Origin of the sequence: Streptomyces sp. Root431 (assembly GCF_001426585.1) — a bacterium.
Lineage (GTDB): Bacteria > Actinomycetota > Actinomycetes > Streptomycetales > Streptomycetaceae > Streptomyces > Streptomyces stackebrandtii.
Genome location: NZ_LMEI01000010.1, coordinates 371,199 through 389,582, shown reverse-complemented (window position 1 = coordinate 389,582; position 18,384 = coordinate 371,199). Strand labels below are relative to the sequence as shown.

Annotated in this window: 18 protein-coding genes; 7 read left to right on the top strand and 11 right to left on the bottom strand. The window is 73.4% G+C overall.

The genetic code is table 11. The features are described from left to right. Positions 1-3: 3 nt before the first annotated feature. The 6 genes from ASC82_RS19425 to ASC82_RS19400 all read right to left on the bottom strand — a co-directional run bounded on the left by ASC82_RS19425 (position 4) and on the right by ASC82_RS19400 (position 7,040). A complete protein-coding gene (locus ASC82_RS19425; protein ID WP_199862569.1) occupies positions 4-1,065 on the bottom strand; it encodes a glycosyl hydrolase in 1,062 nt (353 codons plus the stop codon). After that, the gene (locus ASC82_RS19420) at positions 1,062-1,511 is read right to left on the bottom strand and encodes a hypothetical protein (RefSeq protein WP_056649411.1); all 450 of its coding nucleotides are present in this window, start codon (positions 1,509-1,511) and stop codon (positions 1,062-1,064) included. Before ASC82_RS19420 ends, ASC82_RS19425 begins: the two co-directional genes overlap by 4 nt. 71 nt (positions 1,512-1,582) lie before the next feature. Beyond that, positions 1,583-3,568, bottom strand: a complete 1,986-nt coding sequence (locus ASC82_RS19415; protein WP_056649408.1) for a hypothetical protein — start codon at positions 3,566-3,568, stop codon at positions 1,583-1,585. 115 nt (positions 3,569-3,683) lie between these two features. Beyond that, positions 3,684-4,493, bottom strand: a complete 810-nt coding sequence (locus tag ASC82_RS19410; protein WP_056649404.1) for a polysaccharide deacetylase family protein — start codon at positions 4,491-4,493, stop codon at positions 3,684-3,686. Continuing rightward, positions 4,490-5,830 carry a glycosyltransferase family 2 protein gene (locus ASC82_RS19405; protein ID WP_056649401.1) on the bottom strand — a complete coding sequence of 447 codons (1,341 nt, stop codon included), beginning with the start codon at positions 5,828-5,830 and terminating at the stop codon, positions 4,490-4,492. The genes ASC82_RS19410 and ASC82_RS19405 overlap by 4 nt, the downstream gene beginning before the upstream one ends. Positions 5,831-5,948: 118 nt before the next feature. Then, the gene (locus tag ASC82_RS19400; protein ID WP_056649398.1) at positions 5,949-7,040 is read right to left on the bottom strand and encodes a GNAT family N-acetyltransferase; all 1,092 of its coding nucleotides are present in this window, start codon (positions 7,038-7,040) and stop codon (positions 5,949-5,951) included. Positions 7,041-7,201: 161 nt separating this feature from the next. On the opposite strand from ASC82_RS19400, the gene ASC82_RS19395 reads away from it, so the two are divergent. Beyond that, the gene (locus tag ASC82_RS19395) at positions 7,202-7,840 is read left to right on the top strand and encodes a phosphotransferase (RefSeq protein WP_056649395.1); all 639 of its coding nucleotides are present in this window, start codon (positions 7,202-7,204) and stop codon (positions 7,838-7,840) included. A 3-nt stretch (positions 7,841-7,843) separates the two neighbouring features. Here the strand turns inward: ASC82_RS19395 and ASC82_RS19390 are convergent, their stop codons facing one another. From ASC82_RS19390 to hutU, 5 genes are all read right to left on the bottom strand, one after another. Next, positions 7,844-8,575, bottom strand: a complete 732-nt coding sequence (locus ASC82_RS19390; RefSeq protein WP_056649392.1) for a hypothetical protein — start codon at positions 8,573-8,575, stop codon at positions 7,844-7,846. Positions 8,576-8,675: 100 nt separating this feature from the next. Continuing rightward, a complete protein-coding gene (gene hutI / locus ASC82_RS19385) occupies positions 8,676-9,923 on the bottom strand; it encodes an imidazolonepropionase (RefSeq protein WP_056649389.1) in 1,248 nt (415 codons plus the stop codon). A gap of 26 nt (positions 9,924-9,949) precedes the next feature. After that, the gene (locus tag ASC82_RS19380) at positions 9,950-11,287 is read right to left on the bottom strand and encodes a formimidoylglutamate deiminase (protein WP_056649386.1); all 1,338 of its coding nucleotides are present in this window, start codon (positions 11,285-11,287) and stop codon (positions 9,950-9,952) included. Continuing rightward, on the bottom strand, positions 11,278-12,486 hold the full coding sequence (locus ASC82_RS19375) for an allantoate amidohydrolase (protein ID WP_107105925.1): 1,209 nt from the start codon (positions 12,484-12,486) through the stop codon (positions 11,278-11,280). Before ASC82_RS19375 ends, ASC82_RS19380 begins: the two co-directional genes overlap by 10 nt. A gap of 17 nt (positions 12,487-12,503) precedes the next feature. Next, the gene (gene hutU / locus ASC82_RS19370) at positions 12,504-14,180 is read right to left on the bottom strand and encodes a urocanate hydratase (RefSeq protein WP_056649381.1); all 1,677 of its coding nucleotides are present in this window, start codon (positions 14,178-14,180) and stop codon (positions 12,504-12,506) included. Positions 14,181-14,285: 105 nt separating this feature from the next. Between hutU and ASC82_RS19365 the strand changes: the two genes are divergently transcribed. The 6 genes from ASC82_RS19365 to ASC82_RS19340 all read left to right on the top strand — a co-directional run bounded on the left by ASC82_RS19365 (position 14,286) and on the right by ASC82_RS19340 (position 18,367). Then, a complete protein-coding gene (locus ASC82_RS19365; RefSeq protein ID WP_056649376.1) occupies positions 14,286-15,611 on the top strand; it encodes a diaminopimelate decarboxylase in 1,326 nt (441 codons plus the stop codon). Positions 15,612-15,643: 32 nt separating this feature from the next. Then, the gene (locus tag ASC82_RS19360) at positions 15,644-16,123 is read left to right on the top strand and encodes an SRPBCC family protein (RefSeq protein WP_056649374.1); all 480 of its coding nucleotides are present in this window, start codon (positions 15,644-15,646) and stop codon (positions 16,121-16,123) included. A gap of 169 nt (positions 16,124-16,292) precedes the next feature. Next, positions 16,293-16,700 (top strand): hypothetical protein, encoded by a 408-nt coding sequence (locus tag ASC82_RS19355; protein WP_056649371.1) that lies wholly within the window; start codon positions 16,293-16,295, stop codon positions 16,698-16,700. After that, positions 16,697-17,485, top strand: coding sequence for a hypothetical protein (locus tag ASC82_RS19350; RefSeq protein WP_056649369.1), 789 nt, complete (start codon positions 16,697-16,699; stop codon positions 17,483-17,485). Before ASC82_RS19355 ends, ASC82_RS19350 begins: the two co-directional genes overlap by 4 nt. A gap of 41 nt (positions 17,486-17,526) precedes the next feature. Further along, positions 17,527-17,919: a roadblock/LC7 domain-containing protein gene (locus ASC82_RS19345; RefSeq protein ID WP_056649367.1), complete on the top strand. Its 393-nt coding sequence runs from the start codon at positions 17,527-17,529 to the stop codon at positions 17,917-17,919. Between the two features lie 76 nt (positions 17,920-17,995). Continuing rightward, positions 17,996-18,367 (top strand): hypothetical protein, encoded by a 372-nt coding sequence (locus tag ASC82_RS19340; RefSeq protein ID WP_056649363.1) that lies wholly within the window; start codon positions 17,996-17,998, stop codon positions 18,365-18,367. Positions 18,368-18,384: the final 17 nt, after the last annotated feature.

Genomic DNA, 18,384 nt, shown 5'->3' with positions numbered 1-18,384 from the left:
TCGTCAGCGGCGCGGTAGGGGCTGCTTGAAGTACGGGTCCCGGCCGGCGATCCGGTACCCCTCAAGGCCCGGCCCGGAGTCGACCGTCAGGTCACAACCGGGCCCGGGCACGGCGCGGTTCCAGTGCACGTACGCCTTCGCCTCCGGCAGTGTCGGCGCCACCCCGGGGATCTCCTTGTACCAGTCGCGCTGCCGCTCGGGCCGTTTCGGGTCGGGGGCGGTGGCGAACTCGGAGAGCATGACGGGCTTGTCGGCGGAGATGTTCTTCCGGAGCCAGTCGTAGCTGGGGCGTTGGCTCTTGTCGAAGTCGAGCCAGTTCGGCGACTTGTGGCAGAGGTAGTAGTTGTACTGGTCCATGCCGAGCCAGTCGACGTAGGCGTCGCCGGGGTAGAGCCGCTTCATCAGGGCGGCGTTGCCGAGCCAGCCGGAGACGGTCCAGACCCATACGACGTTGGTGACGCCCAGCTTCTGGAAGCGGTCCCGGACGTGGCGGTAGGCGGCGACGTACTCCTCCGGGGTCCCGGCGCCCTGCTCGATGCGGAAGTCGGCCTCCTGGTCGAAGGCGAAGAAGACCCGCTTGCCGTATTCCTTGATCCGGAGGGCCTGCGGGTCGATGACCGAGGTGTCGTAGGTGCCGGCGGCGATGTTCTTCCAGCCCAGCTGCTTCTCGGTCCAGTCGGCGTGGTGCTTCTCGGTCCACACCGTGGACTCCCAGGCGAGCATGAGGAGCCGGTCGCGGCCGAGCTCCCGCTCGTCGGGGGTGAGCAGCTCGCCGTCGGCCTTGCTCCCCGACATGTCGTGGTACGTGTAGACGAGGTCGAGCCTGCGGCCGATCTTCTTCTCGAAGGCGTACACCGGCCGGGTGAGCGAACTGTCCTTGTCGTACGGGATGTACGCGCCCCACCAGGCGCCGCACGGTGCGACGAGCAGGGTGTCGGGCGCGCAGCGGTCGTCGTCCTCGGAGAGGGTCGACCAGACGCCTATGCCGGCGGTCAGCGCGCCGACGGCGGCGAGGGCGATGGCGAGCCGGGCCCAGGGGTCGCCCCTGCCGTGGCGCCCGGTCATGCGCCTCCACCGGTCCTTCGTTTGCGGAACCGGGCCGTGAGCCCCCCGGAGGTGCGGGCGCCGTCCCGTTCGACGGCGCCGCGCGTGGCGGCGGGCAGGGGCACCCCGGGCAGGGTGGCGGCGACGCTCACGAAGAGGGCGAGGGCGACGAGGAAGGCGGTGAGCGAGAAGGCCTTCGTCAGGAACAGGGCGGTCGCGGTGAGCGTGGCCACGGAGAGGCTGACGGGCGCGGCGAGCGCCAGGGCCTCCAGGCGGGCGCCGGGCCGCAGCCCGAGGGGCTGCGGGAGCAGCAGCGCGAGGCCCGGCGCGAGGACGACGAACGCGAGGATGGGGATCCAGCGCAGCGGGGAGCCGCCGGGGAACGCGGTGGCGGCGAGGGCGATCCATCCGGAGGCCGCGAGGGCGGCTCTGCGCTGGACTCGCGGGGTCAGACGTGGGCCGGCCATGGCTACCTACTCCTCGTGCGTGCGGGTGTGCGTGTTCGCGGGCGGTCCGGGTGTGTGCCGGGCGTGCCGGGTCAGCCGGTGGTGGTGGGCCGGTAGCGGAGGACGAGTCCGTACGGGCTCTCTTCCACGACGGCGAAGAGCGGTGATCTCTTGAGCGCGTCGCGGAGGGTGTCGAAGCCGCCCTCCGGGAGGTAGCCCTCGCCGATGACGGCCTCGCCCTGGGTGGGGGTGAGGATCACGTACGCCGGGCGGCCCGCGGGGATGCCGCCGGCGAGGTAGGTCGCCGGGTCCTTCAGCATGCGGAGGTTCTCGTCGACCTCCTGCTCGGTGAAGAACCAGCGCTCGTAGTGGTCGTAGCGGTAGTACGAGTCGGCGAAGGCTCCGGTCGCGGCGAGGATCAGGGCCCCTTCGGGCGCCCGGTCGAAGGCGCGGCGCGTGAGCGCGGTCTCGCCGGGCGGCGCGTAGTGCATGCCCTCCTTGCCGTAGTACGAGGGCAGGAAGCCGGCGAGCAGGGCGACGAGGGTGACGGGCAGGGCGACGGCGGCCGTGCGGCGGGCGATCGCGGCGGCGCGGCTCGCGGCCCCGACGGCGGGGACGAGCGCGGCGGCGGCGAAGAAGGCCGAGCCGGGCAGGCCGAAGAGGTAGACCCGGAAGATCATCTCGCCGCCGTAGTCGTTGACGGCGAACATCGGGAGGGGCGCCGCGGCGGCGAGGACGAGCGGCAGGGCGCTGCGGGCGAGCTTGCGGCGGAGCAGTACGGCGGCGACGGCGAGCCCGCCGAGGGCGAGGACCATCAGGACGTTGGCGCTGCCGACGAGCTCCGGTCCGGGGCCGGTGGGGTCGCCGGCGAAGCCGGGGCGGGAGTTGCCGAGGAGGTCGCCGGCCTTCTCGCGCAGGGTTCCGAGGGTTTCGAGGAAGAGCTCCCGGCCCATGGTGAGGTTCCAGACCAGCATGATCAGGCCGGTCGTGGCGAGGAGCCCGAGGTTGCGGTAGCGGCGGGTGAGGCAGAGGGCGAAGAGGCTCGCGCACAGCATCACGGGGGTGAGCTGGTGCGAGGCGTTGATGGTGGCGATGATCGGGACGAGGAAGAGGACGGCGACCGCGCGCTGCCGGGTCGTCGTGGGCGGCGGGACGGCCGCGGCGGCCGGGTCGAGCGCGGAGCGGTCGCGGAGCGCGCCCGCCGAGCCGGGCAGGACGAAGTGCCGGACGACGACGGCGAAGACGGTGAGGTAGAGCAGGTAGGAGAAGCCCTGCGGGGAGAGGTAGTCCTGGCCGACCCAGTTCGCCAGCTGGAAGATCCACACACCGGTCCACACGAGCCGCCAGTCGTCACTGAAGGTGCGGTAGACGAGGATGAGGACGGGCACGGTGAGCAGACCGAGCGCGACCGGGGCCCAGTTGATGAAGGAGGCGGCCGCGTCGACGCCGAAGGCGCGGACGAGGGCCGCGTCGAGGGAGAAGAAGCCGGGCCACTGGTCGTAGGCGGACATGCCGCCGGAGAGCTCCCGCCCGGGGTGGACGGTGCCCTCGGTGAGCAGCCTGCTGATGATCGCGTCGTGCTTGGACGCCCAGGCGTAGCGGACGGTGTCGTAGAGGATCGCGGGCGGCGCCTTGAGGGCGACGAGCATCGCCGCGCAGTAGGTGGCGGGCCAGAGGGGCGCGGTGCCGGCGCGGCGGAGGGTGAGGACGAAGCCGCCGGTCAGGACGGCGAGGGACGCGTAGAAGCCGAAGGGGAAGCGGTCGAGGAGGCCGAACTCCTCGATGCTCCGGAAGTCGATGCGGGGCAGGGCCCAGAGCCAGAGCGCGGCGGCGACGACGAGCGGGGCGGTGTTGAGGGCGGCCGGGGTGCGGAGCGCGGCGAGGGCGCCGGACCGGGGCCGGGGGGCGGGCGCCGGCCCTGCTTCCCGTCGCGCCGCTTCCCGCGCTGTGTCCCGCGCTGTGTCCCGTTCCGTGCCCCGCGCCGCTTCCCGCTCCGCGGCCTCGCGGTCCCGTCCGGAGGGCTGCGACGGCACGCCGTCGTCCCCGGTCACCGGTGTTGTTGGCGGCTGGTGCTGCACGACGGCTCTCCCCCCAATGTCCCCTTGGTGAGCAAGGGAACGTACTTCGGTTATGTGCCCCGGTTCAACTCTCGTCCCGGACAAGGCAGTTGATGATCTTGTGGGGCGGTGTGACTCAGCCGGCGAATTCGGGCCCGTTGAGTAGCCCGCGCGCCCGGCGGTACATCCGCCACCCGATCGTGGGCAGCGAGTCCGGGTACGGCGCGGCCTTCGCGCCGCGCCCCTCCATCCACCGCTCGACGTCCGCGACCGTGTGCCCGCGGCGCAGGATGAGCCGGGCGATCCGGTAGATCTCGTCGTCCGCCGAGCTGAGGGCGTGCCGGACGGCGACGGCCGAGGCGTATCCGGCGGCCGCGGCGGCCCGTCGTACCGCCGGGCTGTTGTAGCCGTGGGGGTAGGCGAGGTGCCGGACCTCGTGCCCGAGGACGTCCTCCAGGACCGCCTTCGCGTCGCGCAGTTCGCGGCGCAGGAGGTTGGGCGGAAGGGTGTCGAGCTGCGGGTGGGTGACCGTGTGGGCGCCGACCTCCATGCCGTACTCCTCCAGGCGCGGCGCCCGGGAGAGGGTCATCATCGGCGCGGGCGGCAGCAGACAGGGCCGGCCGGGGGTGATGGCCCCGGTGGTGAGGTACGCGGTGGACGGCAGGGCGCGGGAGGCGAGCGCCTCGGCCGTCGGCCCGACGAGGTCGGCGAAGCCGTCGTCGAAGGTGAGGACGACGGGGCGGGGCGGCAGCGGGGCGCCGGTCGCGAAGTGGGCGGCGAGGGTGCCGACGGTGATCGCGGTGCGCCCGCTGGCGACGATGGCGTCGAGCTGGGAGGCGAACTCCTTGGGCGTGACGGTGAATTCGGCGATCCAGTCGGGCGGGTCCTCCATCACGGCGTGATAGAGGAGGACGGGTATCCGGGTGTGGACGGGCGCACCGGTCATCGCTTCCCTCCCCGGGTGCGGGCCTTCAGGTAGCCGATCGGGCCGTAGAGCATGCCGCGTCGCTCCAGCCGGGAGAGGCTGCGGGGCCAGGGGTGGTGGTGGGTGCCGTGCTCGCCGGGGACTCCCTGCCCCTCGTGCCCGCCGCCGCGCTGGGCGGTCATCGTGCGGGCGTGCGCGAGGCCGCGCGGCAGCCGGGTGAGGAGCGCGGGCAGCATGCGGGGGCGGCGGACGAGGGTCGCGGTGAGGTAGGCGGTGAGGCCGGCGCCGTAGCCGTACGCCTGGTTCCGCACGTCCTGCCAGGTCTCGCGGTGGTGGTGCCAGACGAGCGCCTCGGGCGTGTAGCGGAGGCGGAAGCCGGCGGAGAGGACGGCGACGAAGGCGTACAGGTCGTCGCCGCCCCTGGCCGGGGTCCCGGTGCCGGTCGCCGGGTCGAAGCCGCCGGCCCGGCGGAGGGCTGCGGCCCGGAAGGCCATGTTGGCGCCGGAGCCGAAGCTGCCCGCGGTGAAGGGGAAGAGCGGTTCGTCGGCGGGCGGTTCGGCCGGGTCGTACAGGCGGGGCGCGAAGCCCTTGGCGAAGCCGCCGTGCGATTCGAGGAGGATCTGGGCGGGGGTGCTCAGCCGGGCGGGCAGGATCAGGCCGGTGACGCAGCCGAGGCCGGGGTCGGCGGCGAAGGGCTCGGTGAGGGCGGTCAGCCAGTGCGGGTCGGCGATCACGTCGTCGTCGGTGAAGGCGAGGACGGTGGCGTCGGAGGCGGCGGCGCCGGTGTTGTGGGCGACGGCGAGGCCGGGGGTGTCCTCGCGGACGTACCGGACGCGGTCGGCGTACTTCCCGGTGACCAGGTCGTGGGTGTCGGTGGTGCGGGGCGCGTTGTCGACGACGATCAGCTCGTGGTCGGGGTGGTCCTGGGCGAGGAGCGAGTCGAGGGCGCGGGCGAGCTGCTCGGGGCGCTCGCGGGTGGCGACGATCACGGCCGTACGGGGCGGGGTGAGCCCCTGCCGGTTCCGGGCGAGGACGTCGGGCCGGGCGAGCGGCCGCACGGCGGCGAGGCGCTCGGCGTCGGCGCGGGGCCCGGTCGCCGCGAGCCGCTCGCGGGCGAGGGCGGTGAGCACCTCGGCGGGGTCGTCGCCTTCCGCGACCGTGCCCAGGACGGTGGCGGCGGGACGCCCCTCGACCCGTACGAGCGCGTAGACGTCACCGGGCACGAGGGCGGGTCCGCCGGGCGCGGGACGGAGGGACAGGGCGGGCCCGTCGGGCGCGGCGAGATCGAGCTCGGCGACCGAGAGGGATGGCGGGAGGGATGGGGGGTGGGACCGGGGGTGGGGTGGTCGGCTGCTCAACGGGGATCCCCTAGGGAGGTACGGCGGCGGGCACGGGCTCGACGACTACGGATGCGGCGGGCTCGGCCGCGCCGATAACGCCGGAACCACCGCGGACGGCGTCACCGGCAGGCCGCGGCTAACGGTTTCCCCGCAGCCGGGCGACCCCGTTGAGAGTGGTCCGGGCCCGGGCCGCGAGCGCGGGCCGGTTGCGGACGAAGCTGTGGGCCCGCCGGGCGGGCTCGCGCCCGAGCCAGTGCAGGGCGGCCCGGGCGCCCGGGACGAAGACGGCCCCCTCGTACACCGTCAGTTCGCCCGTCTTCAGCGCGTCCTTGTACTCGGCGTCGCCGCGCCCCAGGTCGAGCAGTCCGATCCCGGCGGCCGCGGCGGCCTCGGCCATCCGCAGGTGCAGGACGAGGCCGGGCGAGTACTTCGCGAACTCGGGGTCGTACGAAGGGAACCAGCAGGACAGCACGGTCCCGGAGCGCAGTCCGAAGTGGGCGGCGATGGGCCGCTCCCCCACGTACAGCACGGACAGGACGCCGGAGCAGCCCGGCGTGCGCTGCTCGTGGAGGCGCCGGACGAGGGTGGTGATCCACTGCTTCGCGAAGCGGTCGCCGCGGCCGGTCCGCCGGTACTGGGCGGACTTCCACTCCATGAGGGTGCGCAGGGCGGCCGGGTCGCGCTCGTCGAAGACGAAGCGCACCTCGCCGTCCGCCTGGCGGCCGAGCTTGCGCTCCTTGGCGAGGGTGGTCTTGAGGAACTTGGGCGACTGGACGCGCAGCAGCGCCTCGTAGGCCGCGTATCCCTCGCCGACGTCGATCACGGGCGAGGCGAAGGACTCGGTGGCGGCGCCCGCGAAGACGAGCTGACCGTCCTCCAGGTTGTCGAACTCCCACATCGCGATCCCGCAGGCCCGCGAGACCGCCCGCGCGGCCGGCCGCAGTCCGGGCCGCAGGACGGCGCCCTGACTGTCGGAGACGCCGAAGCCGATGGCCCGGCCCTGGCCCAACGGGCCTTTCTCGTACGGGAAGAAGCCGACCGGCTCGTTCCCCTCCCACCACACGGCGACCCGCGACCGGGGCCGCACCTCGGCGACGGCCCGGGTGAACTCCGGTTCCATGAAGGGGTTCGCGGGAGCTCCGGACGTCGCACGCAGTGTCCGCCACGCCTCGATCTCGCGCCCGCTCAGCTCCCCCGGCCTCACGATCCGCACACGGAATGCGCTCACCCTGCCGACCCCCCGGTCTACCCCCTGAGTGCTGCCAGGACAGGACGGTACCCGTCCGCAACCCTCGGAGGCAGGGATACTCGGTCTTTCCGTGACCAACCCGTGAAGGAGCGGACACGGCGGGGAGCAGTGATGATCAAGCGACGGACGGGGCGGGCGAGTTGGAGATCATCGGGCGGGGCAGGACGGCGGACGTGTTCGCGGTGCCCGGAGACGGGACGCGGGTCCTGCGCCGGAACCGGAGCGGCGGCGACGCGACCCGTGAGGCCGAGGTCATGGAGCGGCTCGCACGGCAGGGCTATCCGGTCCCGGCCGTCTTCCACGCCGAGGGCCCCGACCTGCTGATGGAGCGCCTTGCGGGACCGTCGCTGCTGGACGCCCTGCTCTCCGGCGCGTACGAGCCGGAGCCGGCGGGGGAGCTGATCGCGGGGCTCCTGACGAGGCTGCACGCCCTGCCGGACGCGCCGCCGGCCCATCTGGACCTGCACCCCGGGAACGTGGTCCTGACCGGCCGGGGCCCCGTCGTGATCGACTGGGAGGCCGCGGAAGTGGGCCTGCCGCCGGGGCTCGACCACGCGATGTCCGCGCTGATCCTCGCGGAGGTGGCGGTCTCCCCCGCCCCGTACGCCCCCGGCGCCCGCGCGGGCCTCACCGCGCTCCTCGCGGCCACCCGCACACCGCTCCTCCCTCACCTCGCGACGGCCCGCAGGCGCCGGGCGGCGGACCCGAACCTGACGGACGGGGAGGTGGCGGCTCTGGGGGAGGCGGAGTCGCTCGTGCGGTCCCTGGCAGCCGTCTGACGGTCAGGCCTTGGGGGCGTCCAGGGCGGGCTTCCGCTTCACCTTGGTGATGTCCACGTCCTGCTCCAGGGAAGCCCCGAAGGCGTCGGCGGTCACCCCTCGCGTGGTGGCCGTGACGTCCAGGACCATCCTGACGTTCAGGCTCAGTTCGCCGAGGTCGATCCGTGCCCGGGGCTCGCCCCCGTGGTCCGGCATCCGGTGGACGGACTCCGGCAGGTAGTTCAGGGCGGCCAGCTCCTTCTTGAGCTCCGCGTAGTCGGCCGGGGGCGTGTCGCCGAACGCCTTGCGGATGCGCTCGGCGTGGGCGTCCCCGATGCACTTGTCGATGCCGGTCAGGGGCACTTCCTCCGCCGGCCCGGCGTTCGTGGGCTCGGCGGACGGCGGCTCGGGGACGTCCGGGGGGAGCGGGACCGGCTCGGGGCTCTCCGTCGGCTGCTCCGGGCCCACCGTCTCGGAGATGTCGTCGACCGCCGGGAGGGCGGGCAGCTCGGGCATGCTGCCCGGCTCGCACTCGTTCGCGATCCGGGTGGCCAGCGCCAGGACCCGGACCTCCGGGTCGGGGTGCGTCTCCAGGGCGTCCCCCGAGATCATCCGCTCCGGAGTCGGGGTCGGAGTGACGGCCGGAACCGCGGCCACGGACTTGCCCGCGGAGCCCTCGGTGCCGCAGGCGGACAGGGCCATGCCGCCGAGCGCGGCCACCATGGCGATCTTCACGAAGCGGGTGCGTGTTCTCATGCGGCAATCATGTGGGCGGGCGCCGACCGCCCACATGAGTACCGCTACTCAACCGCACCCGTGATCAACTGGAGGGCTGACCACCGCTCTTACCCAGACGTCAGGACACGCGGACGCCCGCGCGCCAGACCTCCGTCACCAGCGGGACGCCCGGGCGGTACGCCAGGTGGACGTGGGACGGGGCGTCCAGGAAGGTCAGGTCGGCTCGGGCACCGGGGGCGAGGCGGCCGACGTCCGTGCGGCGGAGGGCGGCGGCGCCGCCGGCCGTGGCGGACCAGACGGCCTCGTCGGGGGTCATGCCCATGTCCCGTACCGCGAGGGCGATGCAGAAGGGGACGGAGGACGTGAAGGACGAGCCCGGGTTGCAGTCCGTGGAGAGGGCGACGGTCACGCCCGCGTCCAGGAGGCGGCGGGCGTTCGGCCACTCGGCGCGGGTGGAGAACTCGGCGCCGGGGAGGAGCGTCGCGACCGTGCTGCCGGAGGCCAGGGCGTCCACGTCCGCGTCCGTCAGGTGCGTGCAGTGGTCGGCGCTCGCCGCGTCCAGCTCCACCGCCAGCTGCACGCCGGGGCCGTACGTCAGCTGGTTGGCGTGCACCCGGGGGTGCAGGCCCTTCGCCTTGCCCGCGGTGAGGATCGCGCGGGCCTGGTCGCCGTCGAAGGCGCCCTTCTCGCAGAAGACGTCGACCCAACGGGCGTACGGGGAACAGGCGTCGAGCATCTCGCCCGTCACCAGCTCCACGTAGGCCGCCGGGTCGTCCGCGTAGTCCGGGGAGACGATGTGCGCGCCGAGGTAGGTCACCTCGTCGGTGTGCTCGGCCGCGATCCGCAGGGCACGGGCCTCGTCCTCGACCGTCAGGCCGTAGCCGGACTTCGTCTCGAAGGTGGTCGTGCCCTGGCGGAGGGCTTCCCGCATGAAGCGGGCCACGTTCGCGGAGAGGTCCGCGTCGGAGGCGGCCCTCGTCGCGGCGACGGTCGTGCGGATGCCGCCCGCCGCGTACGCCTGCCCGGACATGCGGGCGTTGAACTCGGCGGTGCGGTCGCCCGCGAAGACGAGGTGGGAGTGGGAGTCGACGAAGCCGGGGAGGACGGCCCGGCCGGCCGCGTCGACCCTGTTGTCAGTGGCGGGTGTTTTGCTTGATTCACCGACCCAGACGACACGGTCGCCCTCGATGACGACGGCCGCGTCCTGGATCAGGCCAAGGGGGCTGCCATCACCGAGGGAGGGGTCGTTCGTGACGAGGCTGGCGATGTTGACGATGGCGGTGGCGGCCGTCGCCACGGCGCTGTTCGCGCTCGTGGGGGCGGAGCTCGCCGCCGGGTTGTTCGTCGCCGCGGGGCCGGTGTTCATGGTGAGAGGTGTCTCCTTCAGCCGTTTCAGCCGCGCAGGGCGGCGATCGAGTCCGCGAGGGCGGCGCCCACGTCCGGTACGGAGTGGTGGGCCCCGTCCCGTACGACGTGACGGCCGGCCACGACCGTGTGACGGACGTCCGCGGCCGACGCGGCGAATACCGCCGTCTCGGCTGCCAGACGCGGTACCGGTCCCGCTGTCCTGACCGTGTCCAGGGCGATCGTCGTGAAGTCGGCGAGGGCGCCGGTCTCCAGGGTGCCCGCGTCCGGCCAGCCGAGGGCCGCGTGGCCGTCGGACGTGGCCGCGCGCAGGAGTGCCGCCGCCGTCCAGTGACCGCGGGTGCGGGTGCGCAGGCGCTCGTTCAGCTCCATGGCCCGCGCCTCCTCCAGGAGGTCGATGACCGCGTGGCTGTCGCTGCCCAGGGAGAGCGGTGAGCCGGCGCGCTGGAGGGCGACCGCCGGGCCGATGCCGTCCGCCAGGTCGCGTTCGGTCGTCGGGCACATGCAGGTGCCGGTGGTCGAGGAGCCGAGGAGGCCGATGTCGCCGTCCGTCAGGTGGGTGTTGTGGACACCCGTCGTCCGGGGGCCGAGGACGCCGTGCTCGGCGAGGAGCTGGGTCGGGGTGAGGCCGTGCGCCGCGAGACAGGCGTCGTTCTCGGCGGTCTGCTCCGACAGGTGGACGTGGAGGGGAGCCTCCCTGTCCTGCGCCCACCGGGCGACCGTGGCGAGCTGGTCCGCCGGGACCGCTCGTACGGAGTGGATGGCCGCGCCGATCCGTACCCCGTCCCGGTCCTTGAGGGCCGAGACCCGCTCCGCCCACTTCTCCGCCGTGCCGTCGGTGAAGCGGAGCTGGTGCTGCTCGGGCGCGGCGCCGAAGCCGGAGGAGAGGTAGGCGGTGTCGAGGAGGGTGATGCGGATGCCCGCCTCGGCGGCGGCGGCGATCAGGGCCTCGCCCATGGCGTTGGGGTCGGCGTACGGGGTGCCGCCGGGCGCGTGGTGGAGGTAGTGGAACTCTCCGACGGAGGTGATGCCGGCGAGCGCCATCTCCGCGTACACGGCGCGGGCGAGGGCGAAGTAGCTGTCGGGGGTGAGGCGCTGGGCGACGGTGTACATCACCTCGCGCCAGGTCCAGAAGGTGCCGGAGCCGACCTGGACGGTGCCGCGAAGGGCGCGGTGGAAGGCGTGCGAGTGGGCGTTGGAGAGGCCGGGGATCGTCAGGCCACGCAGGACGACCGCGCCCGGGGGCGGGGTGTCGACCCCGGTGCGGACGGCGGTGATGCGGCCGTCGGCGACCTCCAGGGCCACGCCCGGCTCGACGTTCGTGTCGAGCCAGGCGTGCTCCAGCCAGTACGTCGTCAGCGACACGCCAGGCCCTCCAGTACGTCGGCGAGTGCGAGGACCCCTGCCGCGCAGTCGTCCTCGGCCGCGAATTCGGCCGGGGAGTGCGAGACGCCGGTGGGGTTCCGTACGAACAGCATGGCGGTCGGGATCGATTCGGAGAGGATCCCGGCGTCGTGTCCCGCGCCGGTGCCGAGGACGGGGACCTTCGCGGTGGAGCCCGTCTTCTCGCCCAGGAGGCGGGACAGCTCGTCCCGCAGGGTGTGCGAGAAGTCCACGATCGGGGTGAAGGACTCCCGGACGACCGTGAGGTCGATGCCGTGGCGGTCGGCGTAGGCGCGGGCCTCCGCCTCGATGCCCGTGACGACCTTGTCCAGGGCGCCCTGGTCGGCGGCGCGGGCGTCGAGCCAGCCGCGAACGAGGGACGGGATGGCGTTGACGCCGTTGGGCTCGACGGCGATCTTGCCGAAGGTGGCGACGGCGCCCGCGAGTTCGGCCTCACGGCGGGCGGCGAGGACCGTCTCCGCGTAGGTGAGCATCGGGTCGCGGCGGTCGACGAGCCGGGTCGTTCCGGCGTGGTTGGCCTCGCCGGCGAAGTCGTACCGCCAGCGGCCGTGCGGCCAGATCGCGGAGGCGAGGCCGACGGCGTCCCCGGACAGGTCCAGGGCCCGGCCCTGCTCGACGTGCAGCTCGACGAAGGCGCCGATCCGCGCGAGGCGCTCCGGGTCGGGTCCGATGGCGTCGGGGTCGTAGCCTGCCGCTTCCATGGCCTGCGGGAGGCTGATGCCGTCCGCGTCGCGGAGCTCGTACGCCTGCTCCTTCGTCAGCCGGCCGGCGGTGAGGCGGGAGCCGACGCAGGCGAGGCCGAAGCGGGCGCCCTCTTCGTCGCCGAAGTTGACGATGGCGAGGGGCTTCCTGAACACCGCGCCGCGGGAGCGCAGTTCGTCGAGGGCGGCGAAGGCCGAGACGACGCCGAGGGGGCCGTCGAAGGCGCCGCCGTCCGGGACGGAGTCCAGGTGGGAGCCGGTGACGACGGCGTCACCGGCGGTGGGGTCGCCGAGCCAGGCCCACTGGTTGCCGTTGCGGTCGGTCTCGACGTCGAGGCGGCGGGCCTCGGCCTGCATGCGGAACCAGAGCCGGCAGTCGGCGTCGGCACCCGTCCAGGCGTAGCGGCGGTAGCCGCCCGAGGCGTCGCTGCGGCCGATGGGCCGCAGCGACTGCCACATGGCGTGGAAGCTCGCGCTCACGCGGAGGCCTCGTCGTCGGAGCCCTCGCGCATCGGGACGCGGACGCCCTTCTCGTCGGCGACGCGCTCGGCGATGTCGTAGCCGGCGTCGACGTGGCGGATGACGCCCATGCCCGGGTCGTTGGTGAGGACGCGGCGGATCTTCTCGCCGGCCAGCGGGGTGCCGTCGGCGACCGTGACCTGGCCCGCGTGGATGGAGCGGCCCATGCCGACGCCGCCGCCGTGGTGGATCGAGACCCAGGAGGCGCCGGAGGCGACGTTGACCATGGCGTTGAGCAGCGGCCAGTCGGCGATCGCGTCGGAGCCGTCGAGCATGGCCTCGGTCTCGCGGTACGGGGAGGCCACCGAGCCGCAGTCGAGGTGGTCGCGGCCGATCGCGAGGGGCGCGGCGAGGGTGCCGTTGCCGACCATGTCGTTGAACATGTCGCCGGCCTTGTCGCGCTCGCCCTGGCCGAGCCAGCAGATGCGCGCCGGGAGGCCCTGGAAGTGGACGCGCTCGCCGGCCATCTTGATCCAGCGGTGCAGCGACTCGTTCTCCGGGAAGAGCTCGAGGAGTGCCTTGTCCGTCTTGTGGATGTCGCTCGCCTCGCCCGAGAGCGCGGCCCAGCGGAACGGGCCCTTGCCCTCGCAGAACAGCGGGCGGATGTAGGCGGGGACGAAGCCGGGGAAGGCGAACGCGCGGTCGTAGCCGGCGAGCTGGGCCTCGCCGCGGATCGAGTTGCCGTAGTCGAAGACCTCGGAGCCGGCGTCCATGAAGCCGACCATGGCCTCGACGTGCTTGGCCATCGACTCGCGCGAGCGCTGGGTGAACCCGGCCGGGTCCTTCGCCGCCGCGTCGGCCATGTCCTCGAAGGCGATGCCGACGGGGAGGTAGGAGAGCGGGTCGTGGGCCGAGGTCTGGTCGGTCACGATGTCGATCGGGGCGCCCTCGGCGAGCATCTGCGGGAGCAGCTCGGCGGCGTTGCCGAGGAGGCCGATGGAGAGCGGGCGGCGGGCGTCGCGGGCCTCGGTGGCCAGCTGGAGGGCGTGGGCGAGGTTGTCGGCCTTGACGTCCAGGTAGCGGTGCTCGATGCGGCGCTCGATGGCGCGCGGGTCGACGTCGATGCAGATCGCGACGCCGTCGTTCATCGTCACGGCGAGCGGCTGGGCGCCGCCCATGCCGCCGAGGCCGGCGGTGAGGGTGATCGTGCCGGCGAGGGTGCCGCCGAACTTCTTCGCGGCGACGGCGGCGAAGGTCTCGTACGTGCCCTGGAGGATGCCCTGGGTGCCGATGTAGATCCAGGAGCCGGCCGTCATCTGGCCGTACATGGTGAGGCCGAGCTGCTCCAGGCGCCGGAACTCCTCCCAGTTCGCCCAGTCGCCGACCAGGTTGGAGTTGGCGATGAGGACGCGCGGGGCCCACTCGTGGGTCTGCATGACGCCGACGGGACGGCCGGACTGGACGAGCATCGTCTCGTCCTGCTTCAGGGTGCGCAGGGTGCGGACCATGGCGTCGTACGAGCGCCAGTCGCGGGCGGCCTTGCCGGTGCCGCCGTAGACGACGAGCTTGTCGGGGTGCTCGGCGACCTCGGGGTCGAGGTTGTTCTGGAGCATCCGGAGGGCGGCTTCCTGCTGCCATCCCAGGGCGCTCAGTTCCGTACCGCGTGCTGCTCGGACGGGGCGGGGTCCTGACATGGGGGTGCCTCCTCGAATGTCGATCAGATATTCACATCTTGGCGCGCTGAATAGTTGTAGTCAACAGGGCCGCCCTCACCCGTACCGGTGAAGCGATGGACGAGGATGGGCCGCATGGCCTCCTACCGTCGTGATCTCGCCGTCCGAGCCTCCGTCGACCAAGGACTCCTCTCCGCCGCCGAACCGGTCGTCGCACTCCTCGACACCGCCGGCATCCGCGCCTCCGCCGCCGCCCTGACCAGCGCTTTCGCCGCCGTCACCGATGCCCACGTCCTGCACGCCTTCGCCGTGAAGGCCGCCCCGCTCGTCCCCGTCCTGCGCCTCCTCCACGACGCGGGGCTCGGTGTCGAGGTCGCCAGCCCCGGCGAGCTCGCCCTCGCCCGCGCCGCCGGGATCCCGCCCACCCACACCGTGCTCGACTCCCCCGCCAAGACCCCGGCCGAGCTCCGCCAGGCCCTCGCGCTCGGGATCGCCGTGAACGCCGACAACCTCCAGGAGCTGGACCGCCTCGACGCGCTCGTCGCCTCCGCGCCCACCGCCTCACCCCTCGGACTCCGGGTGAACCCGCAGGTCGGAGCCGGTTCCATCGGTGCGCTCTCGACCGCGACCGCCACCTCCAAGTTCGGCGTGGCGCTCCGCGACGAGGGCGCCCGCGCCGGCGTCGTCCAGGCCTACCTGGACCGCCCCTGGCTGACCCGGCTGCACACCCACACCGGCTCCCAGGGCGTCCCGCTCTCCCTGATGGCGGAAGGCGTCGGAGAGGCGTACGCGCTCGCCGAGGAGATCAACCACAAGGCGGGCCGGCAGCAGATCGACACCCTCGACATCGGCGGCGGCCTGCCGGTCAACTTCGCCTCCGACGAGGAGACGCCGACGTACGCCGAGTACGCCCGGCTGCTCGCCGACACCGCCCCCGGCCTCCTCGACGGCCGCTACCGTCTGGTCACCGAGTTCGGCCGCTCCCTGCTCGCCAAGCACGGCACGGTCCTCGCCCGGGTCGAGTACACGAAGACCTCCGGCGGCCGCCCGATCGCCGTCAGCCACGCGGGCGTACAGGTCGCCACCCGTACGGTCTACGCCCCCGACTCCTGGCCGCTGCGGATCCTCCCGTACGACTCCGAGGGCCGCCCCCGCGCCGGGGACGTCACCGTCCAGGACGTGGCGGGGCCCGCGTGCTTCGCCGGGGACCTGCTCGCCACCGGCCGGGAGCTGCCGCTCCTGCACCCCGGCGACGTCGTGGCCGTCCCGGACACCGGCGCGTACTACTTCGCCCACCACTACGCGTACAACAGTCTGCCCCGGCCCGGGATCCACGGCTTCACGGTCGCCGACGACGGGGCCGTGACCTTCTCGACGGTACGGCGGGCCCAGACGCTCGACGAGATCGTCGCGGAGGCGGGCGGGGCGCGACCGGACGCGCTCGTCGGGTAGCGCGGGCGCGGCGGCACGGCTTCGATGAGGACATGACTGGATCGGGTACGGACACCACCTCCGTCGTCGTCGAGCGCCGGGTCGCCGCCTCCCCCGGGCGCGTCTGGGAGGCGATCACCGACCTGCGGGACATGCCCCGCGTCCTCTCGGGCGTCGAGAAGGTCGAGGTGCTCACCGAGGGCGGCTTCGGTGTGGGTACGCGCTGGCGCGAGACGCGGCGGATGCTGGGCAAGGAGGCCACGGAGGAGATGACCGTGACCGAGTGCGAGCCGCCCGACCGGTACGTCACGGTCGCCGACTCGCACGGCATGCACTACGTCTCCGAGCTCACCCTCAAGGGCGACGGCGAGGGGGCCACGACCCTGCGGATGGCGTTCTCGGCCTCCCCGGCGCCCGGCCGCACGCCCGGGTTCGTCGCCCGGCTGCTCGCCCGCTTCGGCGCGAAGGCCGTCGCCAAGGCGCTCGCGAAGGACCTGTCCGAGATCGCGAACGCCGTCGAGTCCCACGCCTGAGGCTCCTGAGACGCCTGGGACGCATCTCAGGCAAACGGATCGGTCAATTCCCGCCACCCTCTGGCATGTTCCGATGGAAAATGCCAGAACTCCCCCCGCGAGCCGGAACGTTCAGTAACGTCACCGTCACCGCCGTTCGTTCGCGCACCGTATCGGGAGGGGAATCCGCGTGCCCGGAATCGACGAGTGCCTGCTGGAGGCCATGGCCCTGCCGGGCGCTCGCGGAGCCTCCCTGGTCGACTGGACCAGCGGGCTCGCCCTCGGGACGGCGGGCGAGTCCCCGACCGGCGACCACGAGACGACGGCCGCCGAGACCGCCGAACTCGCCCGCGCCGCCGCCGAGTTCGACTCCTTCGCCACGACGGGACAGGCTCCCGCACCGGCGGAGCCACCACCCGGACCGCCCGTCGAGGACCTGATCGTGACCACCCGCGCCGGCTACCACGTCCTCCGCTTCGTCGAGACCTCCTTCGACAGCAGCGTCTTCCTCCACCTCTGGCTCGACCGCGACACCGGCAACCTCGCCCTCGCCCGCATGCGCCTCCGCGACCTCGCCGAGAGGCTGGTCCTCGGATGAGCCCGGTCGCCGCCCCACCCGCACCCCCGGTCTCCCCGATGCTGGTCCGGCTCGCCGCCGAGAAGGCCACCGGCGCGCTGCTGCGCGACCACGGCACGCTCTACCTCGTCGACGGCCGCGTCGTACACGCCGAGAGCCCCGCCGCCCCCGGCGTCGACGTCCTCCTGACCACCGGCGGACGCCTGCCCCGCGAGGGCTGGGACGAGGCCGTCGACCGGGCCGGCGCCCACCGCGCCGTCGGCCGCTTCCTCGTCGACAGCGGCCGGCTGCACGACGGCGAGCTGGAGATCTGCCACCTCGGCGCCGTCTTCGACGCGGCCTTCTTCGCCCTCTCCCCCACCAGCGGGCCGACCCGCTTCCGGTACGGGGTGGGCCACTGGTTCGGCACGGTCCGGCCGGTCTCTGCCGAGGCCGTCGAGCGCGAGACCGTCCGCCGCCGCGAACTCCTCGACGCCGTCTGGCCGTACGCCTCCGTCGACAACGCCCCGGTCGTGCCGCGCCCCGCCGCCCCCGGCCAGACCGTCGGAGCCCGGCAGCGGGCCCTGCTCGCCGCCGCCGACGGGGAACGGACCCCGGCGGAGCTCGCCCGGCTGCTCGGCCGCCCCGCCTTCCACACGCTCCTCGACGTCCGGCGGCTCGCCGCCGCGGGCCTGGTCGAGACCCCACCGGAGCCCGCCCCCGACTCCGTACCGCCGCCACCGCTCCCCTTACCGGCCCTACCGGTGGCGGACCCCGACATCGCCCTGCTGCGCCGGCTCCGTGACGCCCTGGAGGCACACCTGTGATGAGGCGTGCCCTGCGCCTGCGCGCCGAAAGGAAACAGCTCATGACGGCAGAAACCGAGGTCCTCGGCGAGCTCAGACGGCTGCGCGCGCGGCTGCCCCAGCTGACCGGAGCCCTCGCCGCCAGCGCCGACGGCCTCGTCCTCGCCCACGACACCGTCGACGGCGAGGCCGAGAGCGTCGCCGCGCTGACGGCGGCCGCGCTCGGCGTCGGCCAGCGGCTGACCGACTGCACGGGCCAGGGCCGCTTCCGCGAGCTCCTCGTCCGCGGCGAGAGCGGTTACGTGGCGACGTACGCGGCGGGCGGCGCGGCCGTCCTGACGCTGCTCGCCGAGCCCCGGATCAACGTGGGGCGGCTCCATCTGGAGGCCCGCAGGTCCAGCGCCCGGATAGGAGAGCTCGTCGACGGGGCGCTGGAGCGCAAGGACCTGACCTGACCCGAAGTACGGCCAAGCACAGCTCACGCAGATCACGAAGAAGCTCAAGAAGATCACGAAAAGGAAGTGCGACACCATGGCGAACACCGAGACCTCACTCAAGGACGCCGCCGCGATCGACGGCGCCGTCGGCGCGGCTCTCGTCGACTACACGAGCGGCATGGCGCTCGGCACCATCGGCGGCAGCAAGGAGCTCGACCTGAACGTGGCCGCGGCGGGCAACACCGACGTGGTCCGCGCCAAGGTCCGGGCGATGGAGATGCTCGGCCTCGGCGACGAGATCGAGGACATCCTGATCACCCTCGGCCGGCAGTACCACCTCATCCGGCTGCTCAAGAGCCAGGGCACGAACGGCCTGTTCCTCTACCTCGCCCTGGACAAGGACCGCGCGAACCTCGCGATGGCCCGCCACCAGCTCAAGAAGATCGCGACCGAGCTCCAGGTCTGATCCACGAGACCCCTGGC

Excerpts from the sequence above, each read along its gene's own strand:
- hutU (WP_056649381.1), bottom strand. The coding sequence starts at position 14,180 with ATGTCAGGACCCCGCCCCGTCCGAGCAGCACGCGGTACGGAACTGAGC.
- ASC82_RS19410 (WP_056649404.1), bottom strand. The coding sequence starts at position 4,493 with ATGACCGGTGCGCCCGTCCACACCCGGATACCCGTCCTCCTCTATCAC.
- ASC82_RS19420 (WP_056649411.1), bottom strand. The coding sequence starts at position 1,511 with ATGGCCGGCCCACGTCTGACCCCGCGAGTCCAGCGCAGAGCCGCCCTC.
- hutI (WP_056649389.1), bottom strand. The coding sequence starts at position 9,923 with ATGAACACCGGCCCCGCGGCGACGAACAACCCGGCGGCGAGCTCCGCC.
- ASC82_RS19375 (WP_107105925.1), bottom strand. The coding sequence starts at position 12,486 with ATGTGGCAGTCGCTGCGGCCCATCGGCCGCAGCGACGCCTCGGGCGGC.
- ASC82_RS19360 (WP_056649374.1), top strand. The coding sequence starts at position 15,644 with ATGACTGGATCGGGTACGGACACCACCTCCGTCGTCGTCGAGCGCCGG.
- ASC82_RS19340 (WP_056649363.1), top strand. The coding sequence starts at position 17,996 with ATGGCGAACACCGAGACCTCACTCAAGGACGCCGCCGCGATCGACGGC.
- ASC82_RS19425 (WP_199862569.1), bottom strand. The coding sequence starts at position 1,065 with ATGACCGGGCGCCACGGCAGGGGCGACCCCTGGGCCCGGCTCGCCATC.
- ASC82_RS19365 (WP_056649376.1), top strand. The coding sequence starts at position 14,286 with ATGGGCCGCATGGCCTCCTACCGTCGTGATCTCGCCGTCCGAGCCTCC.
- ASC82_RS19345 (WP_056649367.1), top strand. The coding sequence starts at position 17,527 with ATGACGGCAGAAACCGAGGTCCTCGGCGAGCTCAGACGGCTGCGCGCG.
- ASC82_RS19390 (WP_056649392.1), bottom strand. The coding sequence starts at position 8,575 with ATGAGAACACGCACCCGCTTCGTGAAGATCGCCATGGTGGCCGCGCTC.
- ASC82_RS19350 (WP_056649369.1), top strand. The coding sequence starts at position 16,697 with ATGAGCCCGGTCGCCGCCCCACCCGCACCCCCGGTCTCCCCGATGCTG.